We start from the raw sequence: 19,054 nt of genomic DNA, 5'->3' as shown, positions 1-19,054 counted from the left end.
AACCCGCCGCCCGTGAAGAAAACGTGGATGCGCGCTCAGCCCGTCACGCCCCACCGCTTGTAATCGTCGGCGATCCGGGGCGATTCGAAGGATGCCGCCTCGATATCGGCCGCACCGCCCGCCACATCCCCCTGCCGCTTGCGGACGATCCCGCGAAGATAGAGCGAACCATTCATCTCCGGCGCAAGGCCTAGTGCCTGGTCGAGATCCGCCCGCGCCTTGTCCAGCCGGCCCGCCCGAAGGTGGATCAGCGCCCGGCTGTCGAGGGCCGCGGCGGTGCTGATGCCGAGCGCGATCGAGCGATCGCAGTCCGCCAGGCCTGCCTCCAACTCGACGTTCATCGTGCCGCGAAGCCAGCAGCGCGCGTTGTAGAGGTCGGGATCGTTGGGCTTGTCGGCGAGCGCGCGATCGAGCGCAGCGGTCGCTTCAGCGACGTCACCCTTGCGCGCCAGCACGTCGGCGCGGCTCTGCAGCGCGCTCCGCATGTCGTCGCCACCGCGCGCGATGAACGGGTCGAGCAGTTCGAGCGCCTCGTCGGCGCGGCCTGCGCGCGAAAGGGCGTCGGCATAGAAAGCCGCGTAGGATATGCTGGAATCCGCCTCGTACGCTGCCTTGGCGGCGTCCAGCGCCTCCGTTTCCCGGTTCAGGTTGTAGAGGGTCGAGGATCGCTGCGCCTGCCGCGATGCGCTTCCCTCGATCGCAATCGCCTTTTCGATGTCGGCCAGCGCCCCCTTCTGGTCGCCGATCCCCCAACGAAAATTGAAGCGCGCGTCGAGCGCGGTCGGATCGTCGGCCTCGGCATCGGCCACCGCCTTGTCGTACAGCGCCATCAGCGGCTTGATCTGGCCGCTGCGGATCGCCTGACGCCGCACCACTGCGTCGAGCGGCGCGTCGGTGGGCGCGACGATGCGCAGCGGGCGCGCCTTCACCGCGGCAAAGGCGCTGCGCTCCGCCGGGACGCGCTCGGGCGGGATTTCCGCGGCGGTCGACACCATCTTGTCCTCGATCGTCAGCACGCCGTTCGACAGGCTCGCCCGCCGCGACAGCGCCAGCCCGGCGAGCGACGGCGGTAGCGTTTCCGCCCCGTCGATCGCGAAACCCTTGCCGCCGTCGGGCAGCAGGAAGCGCTGGGTGATGACATTGGTCCCCGTCGCATTCGTCGCGACCGGGATCGCCTTCCACGCGGTGCGGCTGCGGTCGGGGGCGAAGTTGGTCTTCCGCATCACGATCTCCGTGTCGCGGCGATAACGGCCGTTCGCGAAGTCCCAGCCGGCCTGCGCGATCCCCTCGATCTCGACCGATCCGCTGTTCGCCGCCTTGTCGAACGTGATCCGCTGCGACAGGACGCGGGTGTTGTCGATGAAATTGCCGACGACCTGCGTCGCCATCTGCTCGACCTGTTCGGGCGTTCCGCTCGACTGGACGACGCGCAGCATCTCGGCCGCGCCGCCGCGCATCGTCATGCTGAACTTGAACGGCGTCGGCAGGCGGAACCCGGCCCGCTCGTCGATCTCGATCGCCACGATTGTATCGGGCCGGGCGCTTGCCCGGATCGGCAGCGGGATAAGGTCGCTGCCCGCCGTCCTGAGCGGCAGCACCCAGCGAAACGGCGGCGTGTCGTCGAGATCGGCAAGCCGCGCACCCTGCGCCGTCCCGTCGAGCCACAGGTCCTGGCCGTCGATCGTCGCACGGACCAGCACATGGTCGAACGCCGCCGCGCCGGGGAGCCGCTTCGGCACGTAATCGCCGCCGTCGATATTGGCGAGCACCGGCTCCGCCTCGACATCCAGCGCACGCAGCATCGCCAGCAGCAGCAGCGTCTTGGCCTTGCAATCGCCGTAACGCGCCTCCCACGTCCGCACGGGCGTCTGCGGCGTGTAGTTGCCGCCGGCCATCCCCTTGAACAGGTAGCGCACTTCGGTCTGCACCGACTGGAGCGCCAGCGCGGCGCGCTCGCGCGGGGTCTTGCCCGCGGTGCGGATGCGCGCGACCTCCGCCGCCAGCGGCGAACCGGCGGGGATCGCGCCTTCGGTCGAATAGAGCGGGGCAAAGGTCCGCGACACCGCACCCCAGTCGGCAAAGCTGCTCGCCTCCATCATCGGCAGCGGGCGAAAGCGCAGCGGCGCGTCGTTCGGCATGTCGGCGGGCTTGGCGGCGGGACCGATCAGCTCGACCTCCCGATACCCGCCCACCTCGGCGGGGGTCAGCGGCAAGCCGTCCAGATAGCCGCGCAGCTTCAGGTCGGTATCCTTGCGCCAGCTGATCCGGTTGCGTGCAAGACCGGCGGTTGCAGGCTTCGTGATGACGGGCATCAGCGCATCCACATTGCCCTTCAGCGCCGGGTCGCGCGTCGTCACGGTATAGGCGACGTCAAGCACGTCGCCCACCCGCGCTCCCTCGACCTCCAGCGTCGCGGTCAGGATGCCCGTCAGCATCCGCTGCTCCATGCCGAGCTCCCGCTTCAGCACGTTGAACCGCTCGCCCTTCGCCAGCAGGTCGATCGTCTCGCCTGCGCGCAGCAGGCGGGCGTGGTGGACAATGACGTCGCCGTGATCGGGCTGCCATTCGACGCTGATCGTGCCGGCCTGGTTGAGCATCGCCGGGCTGTCGATGACGTTGGCGGTGCGCAGGTAGCTCGACAGCCGCCCGTCCTCGATCCGCTGCTGCTGGTCGAAGATCAGCACTTGCGGCCGCGGCGTCGGCAGCTTCGCCGCGTCGGGCGCCGGCGCCTGCTTCACCCAGTCGGGCGTTGGCTGATAGAGCGGCGTGTCGCTGGCCCAAACGGGTGCAGCGCCTGCCAACAGGCACGCGGTCAAAACGGCGAAACGCGACATTCAAAACCCCCGAAACTTGTCCCCGGCGGGCAGGCTACCGTGCGTTCAATACACTGGATAGTGGGGCGAACTCGGTTCGTCGCAGGCGTAATCAGCGCGCGTGATAGAAGTCGTAGACCTGCTGCGCGGTCCCCTTCGACACGCCCGGCGCCTTTTGCAGGTCCTCCAGGCTGGCGCCACGCACCGCCTTGGCCGTGCCGAAGTGCATCAGGAGCGCCTTCTTGCGCGCCGGGCCGATGCCGGGCACCTCGTCCAGCGGGCTCGCGCCCATCGCCTTCGCGCGCTTTTCGCGGTGCGCGCCGATCGCGAAGCGGTGCACCTCGTCGCGCAGGCGCTGGAGATAGAAGAGGACCGGCGAATTGACCGGCAGCTGGAACTCGCGGCCGTCCATCATGTGGAACACCTCGCGCCCCTCGCGCCCGTGATGCGGCCCCTTGGCGATGCCGACGACGGTCACGTCCTCGATCCCCAGTTCCTCCAGCACCTGCATCGCGACGCCGAGTTGCCCGCGCCCGCCATCGACCAGCACCAGGTCGGGCCAGCCGCCCCCATTCCGGTCGCCTTCGCGATCGGGGTCCTCGTCCTGCGCGCGCTTGAACCGGCGGGTCAGCACCTCGCGCATCATCGCGAAATCGTCGCCGGGGGCGGTTTCCGCGCGCTTGATGTTGAACTTGCGATACTGGCCCTTGCGATACCCCTCCGGCCCGGCGACGATCATCGCGCCGAGCGCATTGGTCCCCTGGATATGGCTGTTGTCGTAGACCTCGATCCGCTGCGGCGGGTCGGACAGGCCGAACAGCTCCGCCACCTCGCGCAGCAGCCGCGCCTGTGTCGTCGATTCGGCCAGCCGCCGGTCGAGCGCCTCGACCGCGTTGCGCTTGGCCTGCTCGATCAGCCGCCGCCGCGCCGACCGCTGCGGCACCGACAGCGCCACCTTGTACCCCGCACGCTCGCTCATCGCCTCGGCCAGCAACTCGCATTCGGCCAGGTCGCGGTCGATCAGCACGTTGCGCGCCGGCGGCACCTCTTCGTAGAATTGCATCAGGAACTGGCTGAACACCTCGTCCTCGGGCACGTCGGCGACGTGCGCGGGAAAGAAGGCGCGGTGCCCCCAATTCTGCCCGCCCCGGATGAAAAAGGCCTGGATGCCCACCTGCCCCTCCTTCTCCGCCATCGCGAACACGTCGGCGTCGCCCACGCCCTCGGCATTGATCGCCTGGGTTCCCTGGATGAAGGTCAGCGCCTTCAGCCGGTCGCGCAGGACGGCGGCCAGCTCGAAGTCCATCTTCTCCGCTGCATCCTGCATCTGCGCACCGAGCTTGGCCTGCACCTCGGTCGACTTGCCCTCGAGGAAGCGTTTGGAGTCGGCAACCAGCTCGGCATAGTCGGGCGCACTGATGCGATCGACGCAGGGCGCCGAGCAGCGCTTGATCTGGTAGAGCAGGCACGGCCGGTCGCGGGTGTTGAAGAACCCGTCGGTGCAGGACCGCAGCAGGAACAGCTTTTGCAGCGCGTTCAGCGTCTTGCGCACCTGTCCCGCGCCCGCGAACGGACCGTAATAATCCCCCTTCGCCCGCCGCGCACCGCGATGGAGCTGGACCCGCGGATAGTCGTGGTCGGCACGGATCAGGATGAAGGGGAAAGATTTGTCGTCGCGCAGCAGCACGTTGTACGGCGGGCGATAGCGCTTGATGAGCTGCGCCTCCAGCAGCAGCGCCTCCGCCTCGCTGTTGGTCGTCACCACCGTCATGCTGCGCGTCTGACCGACCATCCGCTGCAACCGCTTCGACAGGCGGCTGACCTGCGTATAGTTGCCGACGCGGTTCTTCAGCGCCTTCGCCTTGCCGACATACAGCACGTCGCCGCGCGCATCCTGCATCCGGTAGACGCCGGGCCGGACGGGCAGCGTCTGCACGACGTTGCGGATCGCCGCGACCCCAGTCTGCAGGTCGGGCGCGTCGCTGCCCTTCACGGCATAGGTGGCGGCGTCTTCGTTGAAGCGGTCGGGGGTACGGACGGACATCGCCGCTGATCTAGGGATTCCGGCGGCGGCGGTGAAGCGGTGACTTATCGAAACGCCAGGTGCCGGCTGAAGAACGGGATGACCTTCTCCTGCATCCGCATCGCGACGCGGTTGACGTGGTCGCCATCATAGACCTCGTAGTCGTGCGCGATGCCGTACGACGCCAGCTTGGCGTGCAGCGTCGCGGTGTCCGCGGCCAGCCCGTCCTTGTCGCCCACGTCGAGCCCGATCGCGGCATAGCGCTTCAGGTCGGCGACATGCTGGTCGACGAACGCCAGCGGCGCATTCGCCGCCCAGCGGGCGAGCACATCCGCGCGATGCGCTTCGTCGCCGAAGGGCAGGTCGAGATAGAGCGGCGCCTTTGCCGGATTGGGCGACCACGCCGCCGCGGCGGCCAGCGTCGCGCGTTGCAGCCAGCCGAGCTTCTGCGCGTCCTCGACCGTCCTGACCCCCGCGAACGCCGCCTCGGCCTTGGCATCCAGGCCCTGTGCGGTGCGTGCCGACATGCAGCACGGGCTCATCATGTAGAGCGCGCCGAACACGTCCGCGTGATTCATACCGATCCGCGATGCGCCGTATCCGCCCATCGAATGACCGACAAGGCCGCGGCTTTCGCGCTTCGCCAGCGTCCGGTATCTCGCGTCGATCGCCGCGACCAGATCGCGCGAGACGAACGTCTCGAAGTCGCCCGTCGTCGGCGAGCGCGAATACATCGATCCGTTATGCACCGTCTTGCTGTCGGGCATCACGACGATCATCGGCCGCGCGCCCCTGGCAAAGGCACCTTCGATCGAACCGGGAACGTGAATCTCCTTCGCCCATTGCTCCGCGCCGATCGAATAGCCGTGCAGCGCATAGACCACCGGATAGCGCTGGCGCTTGTTCGCGGCATAGCCCGGCGGCAGGAGGACGATGACGTCGCGATCGGCGCTGTCGCCCTCCAGATTGCCCTCGATCGCGCGCGAATGGATCTTGATCCGCTCGACCGTCACGGGCTTCGCGCCGGCGACGGCGGCGGGCGCGCCGGTCTGGACCTGCGCCGATGCGGCGACGGGCAGCAATGCCGCCATCAGCCATGCGACCTTCATCGAACCTCTCCCCTGTTTCGAGAATTAGTCCGAGTTATTGAGCACAAGTCAACCGGCGAAGCGGAAATTGACCGGGCGGCGATAGTCGGCACGCGCGTCGAACGCGTGCTCGGCAAACGCCCCGCCGCGCTCGACCCAGTGCATGAACAGGTGCGCCGACCAGCCATTTGGGTTCGGGGTCGTCCGCCCGTGCCGGCGATGGACGCCGTTATAGAGCACCGCGTCCCCTGGCTGCATCGCGAAGCTGAGGACGGCGTCGCCCTCGAAATCATCGGTCACGTGTTTCACCGGCTCGGGCAGCGTCGTTGCCCCCACCTCGAGCGGCCAGACCTCGCCGTCCGAATAGTCGAGCGTCAGCGACAGGCTGTGCTCGCACGACGGGCGGTCGCTGTGGACGCGGCACAGGTCGCCCTCACGATAGATGCGAAGATAATCGTAGCTCGGCACCAGATCGAGGCCGGTGATCGACCGGACCGCCGGCGTCAGCCCCCAGAGGAAGGTGACGAGCGGGGACCAGGCGAAGCCGTATACCTCCGGCACGTCGCGGACGAGCAGCGGCGACCCGGTGCGCGGCGCGTCCAGCCCCGCCTCGTCCGGATCGAGCTCGCGCTGGAACTGGCGGAGCAGCGCATTACAGATCTCCGGCGGGACAAGGCCGCGAACCAGCGCCGCCCCGTCCGCGCGGTAATCGCCCTCGACCTGCATCAGCCCATCCGCGCCTGCGCCACGCGCTCCAGCACGGTGAGCGGCATCGCGCCCAGCGTCAGTACCTTGTGGAACACCTTGGGGTCCCAGTTCGCGCCCGCCTTCGCCCGCGCTTCGTCGCGCAGGCGGACCCAGACGGTGTGGCCGATCTTGTAGCTGCACGCCTGCCCCGGCCAGACGGTGTAGCGGTCGATCTCACCTTGGCTGCGCCCGCGGGCGATGCCGGTGGTGGCGATCAGGTAGTCGGTCGCCTTCTCGCGGCTCCAGCGCTTGGCATGCATGCCGCTGTCGACGACGAGGCGCGTGGCGCGGAACAGCAGCGACTGTAGATAGCCGACCTGACCCAGCGGATCGCCGTCGTACATCCCCATCTCGTCGGCCAGCTGTTCGGAATAAAGCGCCCACCCCTCCGAATAGCCCGAATAGCCGCCGCGGCGGCGGATCAGGGGAATGTCCTCGCTCTCCAACGCCGACATGACCTGAAGGTGATGGCCCGGCACGCCCTCGTGATAGCTCAGCGTCGCCAGCCCGAACTTCGGCCGGTCGAACGTGTCGCGCAGGTTGATGAAGTAGATCGCCGGCCGCGACCCGTCGAGCGAGGCGGACTGGTAATAGCCGCCCGGTGCCCCCGCCTGAATCGCGGGGGGCACGCGGCGGACCTCGACCGGCGCCTTGGGCAGCACCGCGAACTGCTCGGGCAGCCGCTTCGTCATCGCCGCGACCTGCGCGCGCAGTTGCTCCAGCAGCGCCTCTCGCCCCGGATCGGTGTTGGGATAAAGCTGGTCGGGCCGCTTGTTGAGCGCGACCAGCCGTTCGCCGACCGTCCCCTGCGCCATGCCCTGCTTCTTCAGGATGCCGTCGATCCGCGCCCCGATCTGCGCCACCTGCTCCAGGCCGAGCCGGTGGATCTCGTCGCCGCTCATCTCCGTCGTCGTCGCGGCGCTGGCGGCGGCGGCGTAGTAAGCCTCGCCGTCGGGCAGGCGCCAGACGCCCGCATCGTGGCTCGCCTTTGCCCGAAGCTCGGTGACGAGCGCGCGCTGGCGGTCCATCGCGGGGAACACCCTGTCCCGCATCAGCGCCTCGACCTGGCGCGCCCGCTCAGGCGGCAGGTTCGCGGCCTTGAGCTTGGCGGTGAGGTCGGTGACCGGCCCGCTGGCCGCCGGCGCAACGTCGCGCGCGGCGGCGAGCTGCTTCAGCACGGTGTCGAGGATATAGTCGGGCGCGAACACGCCCTTGCCCGCATCCTCGCGCTGGCGCTGCGTCTCGGCATCGATCGCTCCCGCGAACGCGCCCACCCGCGCGACATAGGCGTCGGCGTCGACCGCGTCCTTCACCCGGTGCTGGTTGGCGAGGAAGTCGGGCACGTCGCGATACGCGCCCGTCAACTGCGTCAGCACATAGGGCGCGTACCGCCCCGCGCTCGACCCGTAGCCGAAGCGTTCGCCCGCGATCGTGCGCGACAGGCTGTATTCGACGATCTCGTAATCGAGCCGTGCCGCCTCACCCAGCTTGTCGCGCGGGATCGCCTTCAGCGCCGCCAGCTCCTGCCGCGCCCGCGCGAACTGCTTCGCTTCGCTGGCGCGCGAAGTATCGGCGAGTTTCGACTTCAATGCTGCCCGCGCGCCGCTATCGAGGCCGAGCGAGGTCGCCCCCTCCGGATTGTCGGCCAGCCGGGCGTAGAAGAAGCGGTCGAGCAGCGCGCGCAGGTCCGCGTCGGGCGAACCCTGCGCGCGTGCGGCGACGGGCACGGCGGCGGTCGCGGCGGCGATGCCGGCGGTCGAAAGGAACTGGCGGCGGCGCATGGCGACTCCTCGCATCATTTTGTTGCCGCCGTGACTAAGCCATTGACGCCGGCCTGCAACCCCCTGACATTCGTGGCTTGACCGTTGCGGAGTCTGCCATGTCCCTGCTCGTCGCCCTGCTCCTGTCCCAGGCCCCTGTCGCGCCGGCCGCCGACGATATCGTCATTCTCGGCAAGCGGACCGGTGACGCGCTCGCCGCGTGCATCGCCCGCCGCTGCTCGACGCCCGACGACGCCCGGATATCGATCGCCCATGCCGAGGCGTTGTTCGCGCAGGGCAAGTATTTCGACGCGCGCGCCACGCTCGACCGCGCGCTATCGCGTCAGCGCGGCAATGCCGCCGCCTTCCCCCGCGCGGTGTCGGCACTCTACGAAGCGAACGCGACCGTGAACCTGCACATGGGGGACATGGAAGACTATCGCACGATGACGATCGGGCAGAGCCGGACGCTCACCGAAAACCTGCCCGCGAACGATCCGCAGGTGCTGGTCAATGCGATCCGGCTGGGCGATTTCTGGGCGAAGCTGCGCCAGCCGCACAATGCCCGGCTGCAATACCGCGCCGCGGCGGAGGGTTATACCGGCCGCGGCGAACATCGCCTCGCCGCGCTCACCCGACTTCGCGGCGCCGCGATCGAGGCGCAAATGGGCGACCTGAGCGCCGCAGAGCGCGAGATCGCCACCACGCGCCGCTCCCCCGCAGCGGGCGACAGCGACGTGGTGCTGAACGCGACGATCCTGCAAGCGCGGATCGATCGGGCGCGCGGCAAGAAGGAGTCGACCGACGCGCTTTTCGAGGCGCTGCGCACCGGCCCGGATCAGGCCCCCGTGCTTGTCTATCAGCCCCCGGTCGCGGACACGGCGACCAATATGGCTAACGCCGTGCTTGCACGTGTCGCGCCGGTGTCAGACCCGAATAGTTTGGGAACGGGCGGCGCGCTACCCTTACGCGACGCGGCGACGGCTTATATCCATTGGGCCGATCTCGGCTTCATGGTGAACCCCGATGGCAGCGTTTCAGATGTGGAGATCTTGCGGGGAACCCGTAGCCAGACTTGGCTCAAGCCCTTTATCAAAGCGGTCGAGGGGAGGCGCTATGCGCCGCTGAAGCTCGAGCCGGGCATCCCCGGACTTTATCGCGTCGAACGCCTGACCTGGCGGGCCGAGCGCGAAGTGCCGAGGGGGTCGCTCATTAAACAGCCTGCCGGCTATCAGGCTGTCGAAACGCTCGACATCACCCGCACAACCGCCGCCGCCGCATCGCCCCCGACCGGCTGAGCGATCCGCTCAGCCGAGCTTCTCTACCTTGGACTGAAGATCGGCAAGCTGCGCCTTCAGCGCGGCGATCTCCTCGTCCTTGGCATGCGGCGCCGCGCTGGCCGTCGCCGGTGCCGCCGCCTTGGGCTTGAAGGCCGCGGTCGCGGCCTCGAACATCTCCATGTTGCGCTTGGCCATCTCGGCGAAGGGCGAATGCGCGAACGCCCCCTCGACCGCCGACTTGAACTGTTCCTGGTTGCGGCGGAAGCTGTCCATCGACGCCTCCAGATAGCCCGGGACCATCGCCTGCATGCTGTCGCCATAGAGGCTGATGAGCTGACGCAGGAAGCTGACCGGCAGCATCGTCTGCCCGCCGCGCGCCTCTTCTTCCATGATGATCTGCGTCAGGACGTTATGGGTGATGTCCTCGTCGGTGCGCGCGTCGACGACCTTGAAGTCGCGCCCCTCGCGCGTCATCGCGGCGAGATGGTCGAGTGTGATGTAGGAAGAGGTTTCGGTATTGTAGAGCCGACGATTGGCGTATTTCTTGATGATGACGGGGCCATTCCCCGGATTGGCCTTCTTCATCGCTACGGACCCCATCGTTTTGAGTGACGCGACCGTAACATCCTTTGTTGACGCGCCGCAACACGGCCCGCGCCCGCTGCCGCTTTTTCTCTCGATGTTGCGCGAAGATGGCGCAGCATCCCCCCAACGCCGCGCTGCAATAATGGCGGGGCTGGCGGCGTATCAGCAGGCACCGCGCGCGCCCGCCCCGCCCCCGCGCCCGGTCGTGGCAAGCGCCGCCGGAGCGGCGCTTCGCAACCATTGCGGGCCGGCAAGCGCAGGGCCGCCGATCGTCTTCGTGCCGTCGCTCATCAACCCGCCCCGCGTCCTCGACCTGTCGCCTGGCAATTCGCTGGTCGGCTGGCTGGCGGCACGGGGGCATTGGCCGCTGTTGGTCGACTGGGGTGAGCCGGCACCAACCGACCGCCACCTCGATATCGGCGGTCATGTCACCGACCGCCTGCTGCCGCTGATCGCCGCGCTGCCCGAGCCGCCGGTGCTGGTCGGCTATTGCCTGGGGGCCACGATGGCGATGGCGGCGGCACAGCTTGCCCCCGTGGCGGGCCTCGCGCTGATCGCCGCGCCGTGGCGGTTTTCCGGCTTCTCCGATGCCGCCCGCGGCGATATCGCCGACCTTTGGACCGCGGCGGAACCCGCCTGCGACCGGCTCGGCCTCGTGCCGATGGAGGTGCTTCAGACCGGCTTCTGGCGGCTCGATCCGCAGCGCACGCTGGACAAATACGCGCGCTTCGCCGCGCTCGATGCCGACAGCGACGCCGCGGCGGCGTTCGTTGCGCTGGAGGACTGGTCGAACCAGGGCGCGCCGCTCACCTATGCCGCCGGGCGCGAACTGTTCGACGATTTCTACGACGCCGACCTGCCCGGCACCGGCCGCTGGCGCGTCGGCGGCCGGGCGATCGACCCGGCCGCGCTCACCTGTCCAGCGGTCGAGTTCGTTTCCGCCGGCGATCGCATCGTCCCCGCCGCGTCCAGCGCGATGCTGCCCGACCGGCGGGTGCTCGGCGCAGGGCATGTCGGCATGGTCGTGGGGTCGCGCGCGCACGAACAGCTCTGGGCACCGCTCGACGACTGGTTAAGCGCGCTTGCGCCCGCTAAGACGCGCGCGACCCGAACCCCAAGGAGCCGTAAAGCCCCATGACCGAGATCGTCATCGCCGCCGCCAAGCGCACCCCCGTCGGCAGCTTCCTCGGCGCGTTCGCCGCCACCCCCGCTCACGAACTCGGCCGCACCGCGATCGAGGCGGCGCTGGAGCAGGCGGGCGTGAAGGGCGAGGAGGTGTCCGAAGTCATCCTCGGCCAGGTGCTGACCGCCGCGCAGGGCCAGAATCCCGCGCGCCAGGCATCGATGGCCGCCGGCGTGCCCAAGGAAGTGCCCGCCTGGGGCGTCAACCAGGTCTGCGGCTCGGGCCTGCGCGCCGTCGCGCTGGGGGCTCAGGCGATCGCCAACGGCGACGCGACGATCGTCGTTGCCGGCGGCCAGGAATCCATGTCGCTCGCCGCGCATGCCGTGCCGCTTCGCGCGGGCACCAAGATGGGCGACGCCAGCCTCGTCGACACGATGATCAAGGACGGCCTGACCGACGTCTTCAACGGCTATCACATGGGCATCACTGCCGAGAATCTGGCCGAGCAGTATCAGGTGACGCGCGGCGACCAGGACGAGTTCGCCGTCCGCAGCCAGAACCTGGCCGAACGCGCCCGCGCCGACGGCCGCTTCGCCGCTGAGATCGCGCCGGTCACGATCAAGGGCCGCAAGGGAGACACCGTCGTCGCCGACGACGAGTACATCCGCGCCGGCGCGACGGTGGAGGGCGTGTCGGGCCTGCGTCCCGCCTTCAAGAAGGACGGCACCGTCACCGCCGCCAATGCCAGCGGCCTGAACGACGGCGCCGCCGCCCTCGTCCTGATGAGCCGCGAGGAAGCCAACAAGCGCGGGATCGAGCCGCTCGCGACGATCAGGAGCTTCGCGAGCGCGGGCGTCGATCCCTCGATCATGGGCATCGGCCCCGTCCCCGCCAGCCGCCGCGCGCTGGAAAAGGCGGGCTGGACCGTCGACGACCTCGATCTCATCGAAGCGAACGAGGCGTTCGCGGCACAGGCGCTGGCGGTCGGCAAGGACATGGGCTGGCCGATCGACAAGGTGAACGTCAACGGCGGCGCGATCGCGATCGGCCACCCGATCGGCGCGTCGGGCGCGCGGGTGCTGACGACGCTCCTCTACGAGATGCAGCGCCGCGATGCGAAGAAGGGCTTGGCGACGCTGTGCATCGGCGGCGGCATGGGCATCGCCATGTGCGTCGAGCGCCCCTGAACGCCGGGCTGACGACAGTATGAAGCGGATGTGACAGTTTTATCACATCCGCTTCATGAAGTTTCACTGCGTACGATCGACGTCTTGCCCCCGTTCGCCTGAGTCGCTTTGATCCGTCAATCAAGCTTTCAGAATACGAAAAAGGGGACAGAGATGCGTACCAACCGTTGGTTGTCCGCGACGGCACTTGCCGGTGCGGCAGCATTCGCGCCGAGCGTGGCGCACGCGCAGGCGACCGTGCCGCCGGCCGTTGCTCAGGAAGAGCAGGCAGATGCCGGCCAGACCGAGGGCGAAAGCTCGGGTCAGATCGTGGTGACGGGCACGCGCATCCGCCAGCCCAACCTTGAATCGACCGTGCCGATCACGTCGGTGTCGGGCGAGGAGTTCTTCGAGACCGGTCAGGTCTCGGTTGGCGACATCCTCAACGACCTGCCGCAGCTTGCCAACACCTACAGCCAGCAGAACTCGACCCGCTTCCTCGGCACGCGCGGCATCAGCCTGCTCGACCTGCGTAACCTCGGCACGCAGCGCACGCTCGTGCTGCAGAACGGTCGCCGTCACGTCGCGGGCGACATTCTCGTCAACGGCGTGTCGCCCGACGTGAACACCATTCCGACCGACCTGATCGAGCGCGTCGACATCACCACGGGCGGCAGCTCGTCGATCTATGGCTCCGATGCGATCGCAGGCGTCGTGAACTTCGTCCTCAAGGACAATTACGAAGGCATCCAGATCCGTGGCCAGGCCGGCGTCAACGTCGACTATGGCGACGCGGGCAACCAGTATGTGTCGGCGCTCGTCGGCAAGAACTTCGCCGAAGGGCGCGGCAACGTCGCGCTGAACGTCGAATATTCGCACCAGTCGAACTATTTCGGTTCGGGCCGCCCGGCGTTCCGCAACAACAACGGGTTCGTGGTGGTCGACACCGACGTCGGCGCCAACTTCGACAACACCCCCGACCGTCAGTTCTTCCGCGACATCCGCGCGGCGACGATCTCGCTCGGCGGGCAGGTCGCCTTCGCCAGCCCGACCGGGGCTTGCGGTCGCGATGCGCTCGGCGCCGCGTTCACCTGCGGCTATCTGTTCCAGCCCGATGGCACGCTCGTCCCGCAGACCGGGCAGCGAGTCGGCCTGGCGCCCAACGGCAACTTCATTGGTGGCAACGGCTCGAACAGCCGCGAGGGCCAGCTGTTGACGCTGACGCCGGATCTCGAGCGCGTCTCGGTCAACTCGCTCGGCCACTTCGAAGTGTCGCCGGCGTTCGTGCCCTTCTACGAGGCGAAGTACTCGCGCACGCGCGCCTTCGGTTCGCAGTCGGGTCCGTTCTTCTCGCAGGGCAGCACGCTCGGCGCCGATCCGCGCGAGCAGATCCGCTTCGACAACCCGTACCTGACCGACCAGGCGCGCGGTGTCCTCACCGCCGCCCGTCTCGCCGCCGGATCGACCGCGCCGGTCGGCACGACGCGGTTCGCGCTGCGCAAGAACTGGGTCGAATTCGGCATCCGCGACGAAGAGATCACGCGTGAAACCTTCCGTATCGTCGGCGGTGTCCGCGGTGACTTCAACGACGACTGGAACTACGAACTCTCGCTGAACTACGGCGAGCATAACGAGCGCAACGAGATTGCTGGCAACGTCAATCTCCAGCGCTACCTGCTCGGCCTCGACACCACGCGCAACGCCGCCGGCCAGATCGTGTGCCGCTCGCAGGTCGATCCCGCCGCGGCGATCGCGTACGTCCCCGGCGCCGCCGTCCTTGCGCAGGACGTCGCCGCCTGCGTGCCGATCAATCCGTTCGGACAGGGCTCCTCGTCGCAGGCCGCGCGCGATTACGTGACGGTTAACTCTTCGGCCGAGGGCAAGATCACGCAGTTCGTCGCTTCGGGCTTCGTGTCGGGCGATCTCAGCCAGCTGTTCGAGCTGCCGGGCGGTCCAGTCGCGTTCTCGGTCGGTGCCGAGTATCGCCGCGAGACCAACTTTTACGATCTCGACGACCTGACGCAGCAGGGCTACGCCTTCTACAACGCGATCCCCGAGTTCACGGCGCCCGCGTTCGAGGTGAAGGAAGTGTTCGGCGAGCTGTCGATCCCGATCCTCAAGGACCTGCCGTTCGCGCATGCCCTGACGATCACGGGCTCGGGCCGCGTCGCGGACTACAACAACGCCGTCGGCACCGTCTTCGCGTGGAGCGCGGGCGTCGACTACGCGCCGGTCCCCGACCTGCGCTTCCGCGGCAGCTACTCGAAGTCGATCCGTTCGCCGAACCTGTCGGAGCTGTTCTCGACGCAGAGCCAGAACTTCGCCCCGGGCTTCAGCGATCCGTGCTCGGCGCGTAACATCGGCACGGGTTCGAACACCCGCGCCGCCAACTGCGCCGCCGCGGGCCGTCCGGCCAACTACGACTTCGTCTATGTGCAGTCGCTCGAGATCGTCAGCGGCGGCAACCCGGACCTGCGTCAGGAAGAGGGTATCTCGTACACCATCGGCGGCGTGTTCGAGCCGACCTTCTTCCCCGGCTTCTCGATCTCGGTCGATTACTACGATGTCGCGGTGAAGGACGTTATCACCTCGGTCGCGGCGCAGACGATCGTCAACCAGTGCTATGACCTGGCGACGCTCGACAACCAGTTCTGCTCGCTGTTCCAGCGTGCGGGTGCCGGTGGCGGTCCGAACGGCGAAGAAGCGTTCCGCATCGTCGAGGGTTCGCTCCTTCAGTCGACGCTGAACTTTGCGAAGCTCAAGGCGCGCGGCATCGATACGAACGTCAGCTATCGCAAGAACTTCGACTGGGGCAACGTGATGCTCTCGGGCATCTGGACCCGCGTGCTGCAGCGTGACAGCTTCACCAACCCGACCGACCCGAACCGCATCAACCGGCTGCTCTATGAGCTGGGCAACCCGCGCGATCAGGTCAACGTCAATGCCCGCGTCGGGATCGGCAATGTCCGCTTCGGCTACGAGCTGCGCTGGATCGACAAGATGTACCTCAACACCTACGAGGACTTCAATTCGCTCCAGGGTCGTCCGCCCGAGAACCCGGACTATGCGCCGTTCCAGTTCTATCCGGACGTCTGGTATCACAACATCCGCGCCGACGTGGACGTGAACGACAAGTTCAACCTGTATCTCGGCATCGACAACGTCACCAACCAGCTGCCGCCGCTCGGCCTGACCGGCGTCGGCGCCGGCTCGGGCATCTACGACGTGCGTGGCCGCTACGGCTATGTGGGCTTCGTCGCGAAGTTCTGATCGCTTCGAATATCAACCTTTCAGGGGGCCGGGCGCATGTCGCCCGGCCCCTTTTCTTTTGTGCGCCGCACCCGCAATACTGGCGCGATGACACGCGACGACGCCGACGCCCTCCTCGCCCGCGGGCAGACCGAAGCCGCCATCGCCGCGCTCACGGCAGCGGGCCGAGGCGGAGACGGCCGGGCGTGGTTCAGGCTGGCGATCCTGCGGCTGACCGGCGATCGGATCGCGCGCGACCTGCCAGGTGCGCGGGCCGCGCTCGCCGCTGCGCGGATCGCCGGCGACCCCGATGCCGCGTTGATGGAGGTCGCGCTGACCGCCAACGGCACCGGCGCGCCGCGCGACTGGCGGGGGGCCGTCACTCTCCTCGAAGCGGCCGCCCGGCGCGACCGCGTCGCACAGGCGCATCTGGCGCTGCTGACCGCCATGGACCTCGATGCGGACGGCCTGCCCCGCCGCCTGCCCGAGCTGCGCCCGCTCAGCACCGCACCGCGCATCGGCATCGCCCACGGCTTCCTGACCGCCGCAGAGGGGCGCCACATCGTCGAAGCGGCCGCTGAGCTGCTCGAACCGTCGATGGTGGTAGATCCCCGCACCGGCCGACAGGTTCCACACCCCATCCGCACCTCGCGCAGCGCCGCCATCGGCCCCACGCGCGAGACGCTGCCGATCCAGGCGATCCTGCGGCGCATCGCGCTCCTGTCCGATACGGGCGTCGAACAGGGCGAGCCGCTGACGCTCCTCGACTATCGCCCGGGGCAGGAATATCGCCCGCACCATGATGCGATCCCCGGCCTTGCCAATCAGCGGATCGCGACGGTCCTCCTCTACCTGAACCAGGGCTATGCCGGTGGCGCGACGCGCTTCACCCGGAGCGGCCTGACGATCGAGGGGCGCGGCGGCGACGCGCTGGTCTTCGGCAACACGCTGCCCGATGGCCGCCCGGACCCGGATGCCGAACATGCCGGCCTGCCCGTGATCGAGGGGCACAAGCTGCTCGCGACCCGCTGGATCCGCGGCGCGCCGATCGACCCGTGGACGATGGGCGGCAGCTGAAATGGGCTCGGCCAGCTATGCGCTCACCGATCCGCGCCCGATCGCCGAGGAGGCATCCTATACCTTCTACCTTCCCAACGATGCGCAGATTGCCGCCGTCGGCATCAGCGACGCGGTGAAACTGATCTCCGAATGTCATGTGCCGGTCGAGAAATGGGCGGTCGAGCGCATGTGGGTCACGATATCGGCGGTCGCCGGTGCGACGCTGACCGGGACGCTGGACAAAGACCAGGCAGAGTCAAGCGCAACCGTGAAGCACGGCGACACCGTGACCTTCGACCGCGCGATGCTGATCGACATCGACTGGGCGAAACCCGATCGCGCGCCACCGCCGACGCCGCGGCGCGAGTATTGGGATCGCTGCATGGTGGGCGGCTGCATCCTCGCGAGTGAGCCCGTCGACTATCTCTATCGCGAAGAACCCGACATGACCTGGAAAGGTGACCGCTACCCCGACAGCGGCTGGCGCATCCGCGCCGCGCCGGACGCGATCGAAAGGGATGAGGGCGGTCCCGAGTACATCGCGCTCGGCAAGGTCCTCAATCAGGACGATCGCTGGTTGCACCTGATCGACGCGCCCACCGGCTCGGCCTTCCAGCGCGGCGAGGACGGCACGTTCCACGCTGCCGATTGACCGCAGACACGAAAAGGCCGGCGGAAGCGGCCCTCGCCACCTCCACCGGCCTTTTCAAACGTCGGCAGATCAGTTCGGGCGGACGAGCCCTGCGATCGTGCGATCCACCAGCGCGCGGTCGGCGGCGGCGTCGTGCTTTTCCGCCAGGATCGCGGCAGCGGCCTTGGCGGCGGCGTCGGCGGTCTTGACGCGGATGTCGGCGATCGCCTGACGCTCGGCAGCGGCGATCTTGTCCTCGGCCATCTTGGCGCGGCGCTGGACCAGCTCGGCGGCGTCGGCCTCGGCCTTGACGCGCAGCGCCTTGGCCTCTTCCTCGGCATGCGCGACCATCGCGGCCGCATCCGCCTCAGCGCTTGCCAGCTTCTTCTGATACTCGGCCTTGAGCGCCTCCGCCTCGGCGCGAAGCTGCTTGGCCTCGTCCAGGCGGCTGCGGATCGCAGCGATCTGGCCGTCGAGCATTCGCCCGATCAGCTTCGGCACGCCCTTGACCAGGAGGATCAGGATGAAGACGGCCATCGCCGCCGACACCCAGCCGGTGGGGTCAAGGAACAAAGCGGTCGGGTCGCTGTGCGGCACCGCCTCGCCATGCGTCTCGATCGCGGCCTTGCCCGTCTCGGGCATCCCCATGCCCTTGCCCTTGGCAGCGGCATTGAGTTCGGCCTGGTAGTTCTCGTTCACGCCGCTCTCCGGGGTCGTCTGAACGACGGGGTCGCTGTGCACCGGATTAGCCATGGAGCACCGCCTTCACCGCGCCGCGTGCCTCGTCCTCGGTCACCGAGGCGGTCGACAAACGGGCGACGATATCGCGCGCCGCGTCGGCGGCGACGGTCTCGATCTCGGCGGTGGCGGCACCGCTCGCCTCGGCGATGCGGGCCTCGGCCGCGTCGATGCGCGCCTGATGCTCGGCGTCCGAGGCGGCAAGCCGCGCTTCGCTGTCGCGGGTCGCGGCTTCCTTGGCGGCGGCGAGCGTGGCGCGCGCCTTTTCACGCGCGGCATTCTCGTCGGCGCGCCACTTGGCCTCGTCGGCGTCGGCGGCGGCACGCGCAGCCTCCGCCGCCTTCAGATCGGCGGCAACCTGATTGTCGCGCATATCCATCGTCGACTGCACACGCGGCACCATACCGCGGCCGACGATGAGGAAGGCCAGACCGAAGGTCAGGACCAACCAGAAGATCTGCGACGCATAGGTCGCGGCGACTTGTTCGATCTGAGGCATTGGACGTCCCTGTCAGCTGCCGGGACCGGCGACGTGCCGGTCCCCGTCTTCCATTCGCTGTTAGGCGACGAAGATCAGCAGCACGGCGACGACGAACGCGAGCAGGCCCAGAAGCTCGGCGGCGGCGAAGCCGATGAACATGTTGCCCTGCTGGCCGGCAGCGGCCGACGGGTTGCGCAGCGCGCCCTCGAGGAAGGCGGCGAAGACGTTGCCCACGCCCAGCGCGGCCAGGCCCGCACCGATCGCCGCAAGACCGGCACCCAGCAGCTTGATTGCGTCAGCTTCCATTGTTC

15 protein-coding genes are annotated in these 19,054 nt (G+C 68.3%); 6 read left to right on the top strand and 9 right to left on the bottom strand.

Features of this window, described 5'->3' with window-relative positions:
- Positions 1-35: 35 nt before the first annotated feature.
- The 5 genes from FHR19_RS08940 to FHR19_RS08920 all read right to left on the bottom strand — a co-directional run bounded on the left by FHR19_RS08940 (position 36) and on the right by FHR19_RS08920 (position 8,452).
- Entirely contained in the window at positions 36-2,834 is a 2,799-nt protein-coding gene (locus FHR19_RS08940; protein WP_184027156.1) for a DUF3857 domain-containing protein, read from the bottom strand.
- A gap of 91 nt (positions 2,835-2,925) precedes the next feature.
- On the bottom strand, positions 2,926-4,857 hold the full coding sequence (uvrC, locus tag FHR19_RS08935) for an excinuclease ABC subunit UvrC (protein ID WP_184027153.1): 1,932 nt from the start codon (positions 4,855-4,857) through the stop codon (positions 2,926-2,928).
- 44 nt (positions 4,858-4,901) lie between these two features.
- Complete coding sequence (locus tag FHR19_RS08930; RefSeq protein ID WP_184027150.1) at positions 4,902-5,945, bottom strand: alpha/beta hydrolase; 1,044 nt, start codon at positions 5,943-5,945, stop codon at positions 4,902-4,904.
- A gap of 48 nt (positions 5,946-5,993) precedes the next feature.
- Positions 5,994-6,650: a phytanoyl-CoA dioxygenase family protein gene (locus FHR19_RS08925; protein WP_184027147.1), complete on the bottom strand. Its 657-nt coding sequence runs from the start codon at positions 6,648-6,650 to the stop codon at positions 5,994-5,996.
- On the bottom strand, positions 6,650-8,452 hold the full coding sequence (locus tag FHR19_RS08920; protein WP_184027144.1) for a DUF885 domain-containing protein: 1,803 nt from the start codon (positions 8,450-8,452) through the stop codon (positions 6,650-6,652). The genes FHR19_RS08925 and FHR19_RS08920 overlap by 1 nt, the downstream gene beginning before the upstream one ends.
- Before the next feature lie 98 nt (positions 8,453-8,550).
- Between FHR19_RS08920 and FHR19_RS08915 the strand changes: the two genes are divergently transcribed.
- Positions 8,551-9,729, top strand: coding sequence for a tetratricopeptide repeat protein (locus FHR19_RS08915; protein WP_184027141.1), 1,179 nt, complete (start codon positions 8,551-8,553; stop codon positions 9,727-9,729).
- A 9-nt stretch (positions 9,730-9,738) separates the two neighbouring features.
- On the opposite strand, the gene phaR is transcribed toward FHR19_RS08915, so the two are convergent.
- Positions 9,739-10,296 carry a polyhydroxyalkanoate synthesis repressor PhaR gene (gene phaR / locus FHR19_RS08910; RefSeq protein ID WP_184027137.1) on the bottom strand — a complete coding sequence of 186 codons (558 nt, stop codon included), beginning with the start codon at positions 10,294-10,296 and terminating at the stop codon, positions 9,739-9,741.
- A gap of 142 nt (positions 10,297-10,438) precedes the next feature.
- Between phaR and FHR19_RS08905 the strand changes: the two genes are divergently transcribed.
- The 5 genes from FHR19_RS08905 to FHR19_RS08885 all read left to right on the top strand — a co-directional run bounded on the left by FHR19_RS08905 (position 10,439) and on the right by FHR19_RS08885 (position 17,545).
- A complete protein-coding gene (locus tag FHR19_RS08905; RefSeq protein WP_246359412.1) occupies positions 10,439-11,434 on the top strand; it encodes an alpha/beta hydrolase in 996 nt (331 codons plus the stop codon).
- Positions 11,431-12,606, top strand: a complete 1,176-nt coding sequence (locus FHR19_RS08900) for an acetyl-CoA C-acetyltransferase (protein WP_184027135.1) — start codon at positions 11,431-11,433, stop codon at positions 12,604-12,606. The genes FHR19_RS08905 and FHR19_RS08900 overlap by 4 nt, the downstream gene beginning before the upstream one ends.
- A 153-nt stretch (positions 12,607-12,759) precedes the next feature.
- Positions 12,760-15,855, top strand: coding sequence for a TonB-dependent receptor domain-containing protein (locus FHR19_RS08895; protein ID WP_184027132.1), 3,096 nt, complete (start codon positions 12,760-12,762; stop codon positions 15,853-15,855).
- 87 nt (positions 15,856-15,942) lie between these two features.
- Positions 15,943-16,911, top strand: a complete 969-nt coding sequence (locus FHR19_RS08890; RefSeq protein ID WP_184027129.1) for a 2OG-Fe(II) oxygenase — start codon at positions 15,943-15,945, stop codon at positions 16,909-16,911.
- 1 nt (position 16,912) lies between these two features.
- Positions 16,913-17,545, top strand: coding sequence for an immunity protein Imm33 domain-containing protein (locus FHR19_RS08885; RefSeq protein WP_184027126.1), 633 nt, complete (start codon positions 16,913-16,915; stop codon positions 17,543-17,545).
- 69 nt (positions 17,546-17,614) lie between these two features.
- Here the strand turns inward: FHR19_RS08885 and FHR19_RS08880 are convergent, their stop codons facing one another.
- The 3 genes from FHR19_RS08880 to FHR19_RS08870 are packed head-to-tail and all read right to left on the bottom strand — an operon-like array spanning position 17,615 to position 19,049.
- A complete protein-coding gene (locus FHR19_RS08880; RefSeq protein WP_343053215.1) occupies positions 17,615-18,277 on the bottom strand; it encodes a F0F1 ATP synthase subunit B family protein in 663 nt (220 codons plus the stop codon).
- The gene (locus FHR19_RS08875; protein ID WP_184027124.1) at positions 18,270-18,761 is read right to left on the bottom strand and encodes a F0F1 ATP synthase subunit B family protein; all 492 of its coding nucleotides are present in this window, start codon (positions 18,759-18,761) and stop codon (positions 18,270-18,272) included. Before FHR19_RS08875 ends, FHR19_RS08880 begins: the two co-directional genes overlap by 8 nt.
- Before the next feature lie 60 nt (positions 18,762-18,821).
- Positions 18,822-19,049 carry a F0F1 ATP synthase subunit C gene (locus FHR19_RS08870; RefSeq protein WP_096343951.1) on the bottom strand — a complete coding sequence of 76 codons (228 nt, stop codon included), beginning with the start codon at positions 19,047-19,049 and terminating at the stop codon, positions 18,822-18,824.
- Positions 19,050-19,054: the final 5 nt, after the last annotated feature.

It is taken from the genome of Sphingomonas yantingensis, assembly GCF_014199325.1.
Taxonomy (GTDB): Bacteria; Pseudomonadota; Alphaproteobacteria; order Sphingomonadales; family Sphingomonadaceae; genus Sphingomonas; species Sphingomonas yantingensis.
The sequence above is the reverse complement of the archived record's forward strand: the minus strand, read 5'-3'. Positions and strand labels throughout refer to the sequence as shown.

Coding starts and splice junctions, on each gene's coding strand:
- uvrC (WP_184027153.1), bottom strand. CDS start 4,857: ATGTCCGTCCGTACCCCCGACCGCTTCAACGAAGACGCCGCCACCTAT.
- FHR19_RS08875 (WP_184027124.1), bottom strand. CDS start 18,761: ATGCCTCAGATCGAACAAGTCGCCGCGACCTATGCGTCGCAGATCTTC.
- FHR19_RS08925 (WP_184027147.1), bottom strand. CDS start 6,650: ATGCAGGTCGAGGGCGATTACCGCGCGGACGGGGCGGCGCTGGTTCGC.
- FHR19_RS08920 (WP_184027144.1), bottom strand. CDS start 8,452: ATGCGCCGCCGCCAGTTCCTTTCGACCGCCGGCATCGCCGCCGCGACC.
- phaR (WP_184027137.1), bottom strand. CDS start 10,296: ATGAAGAAGGCCAATCCGGGGAATGGCCCCGTCATCATCAAGAAATAC.
- FHR19_RS08890 (WP_184027129.1), top strand. CDS start 15,943: ATGACACGCGACGACGCCGACGCCCTCCTCGCCCGCGGGCAGACCGAA.
- FHR19_RS08885 (WP_184027126.1), top strand. CDS start 16,913: ATGGGCTCGGCCAGCTATGCGCTCACCGATCCGCGCCCGATCGCCGAG.
- FHR19_RS08870 (WP_096343951.1), bottom strand. CDS start 19,049: ATGGAAGCTGACGCAATCAAGCTGCTGGGTGCCGGTCTTGCGGCGATC.
- FHR19_RS08930 (WP_184027150.1), bottom strand. CDS start 5,945: ATGAAGGTCGCATGGCTGATGGCGGCATTGCTGCCCGTCGCCGCATCG.
- FHR19_RS08900 (WP_184027135.1), top strand. CDS start 11,431: ATGACCGAGATCGTCATCGCCGCCGCCAAGCGCACCCCCGTCGGCAGC.
- FHR19_RS08880 (WP_343053215.1), bottom strand. CDS start 18,277: ATGGCTAATCCGGTGCACAGCGACCCCGTCGTTCAGACGACCCCGGAG.
- FHR19_RS08905 (WP_246359412.1), top strand. CDS start 10,439: ATGGCGGGGCTGGCGGCGTATCAGCAGGCACCGCGCGCGCCCGCCCCG.
- FHR19_RS08895 (WP_184027132.1), top strand. CDS start 12,760: ATGCGTACCAACCGTTGGTTGTCCGCGACGGCACTTGCCGGTGCGGCA.
- FHR19_RS08915 (WP_184027141.1), top strand. CDS start 8,551: ATGTCCCTGCTCGTCGCCCTGCTCCTGTCCCAGGCCCCTGTCGCGCCG.
- FHR19_RS08940 (WP_184027156.1), bottom strand. CDS start 2,834: ATGTCGCGTTTCGCCGTTTTGACCGCGTGCCTGTTGGCAGGCGCTGCA.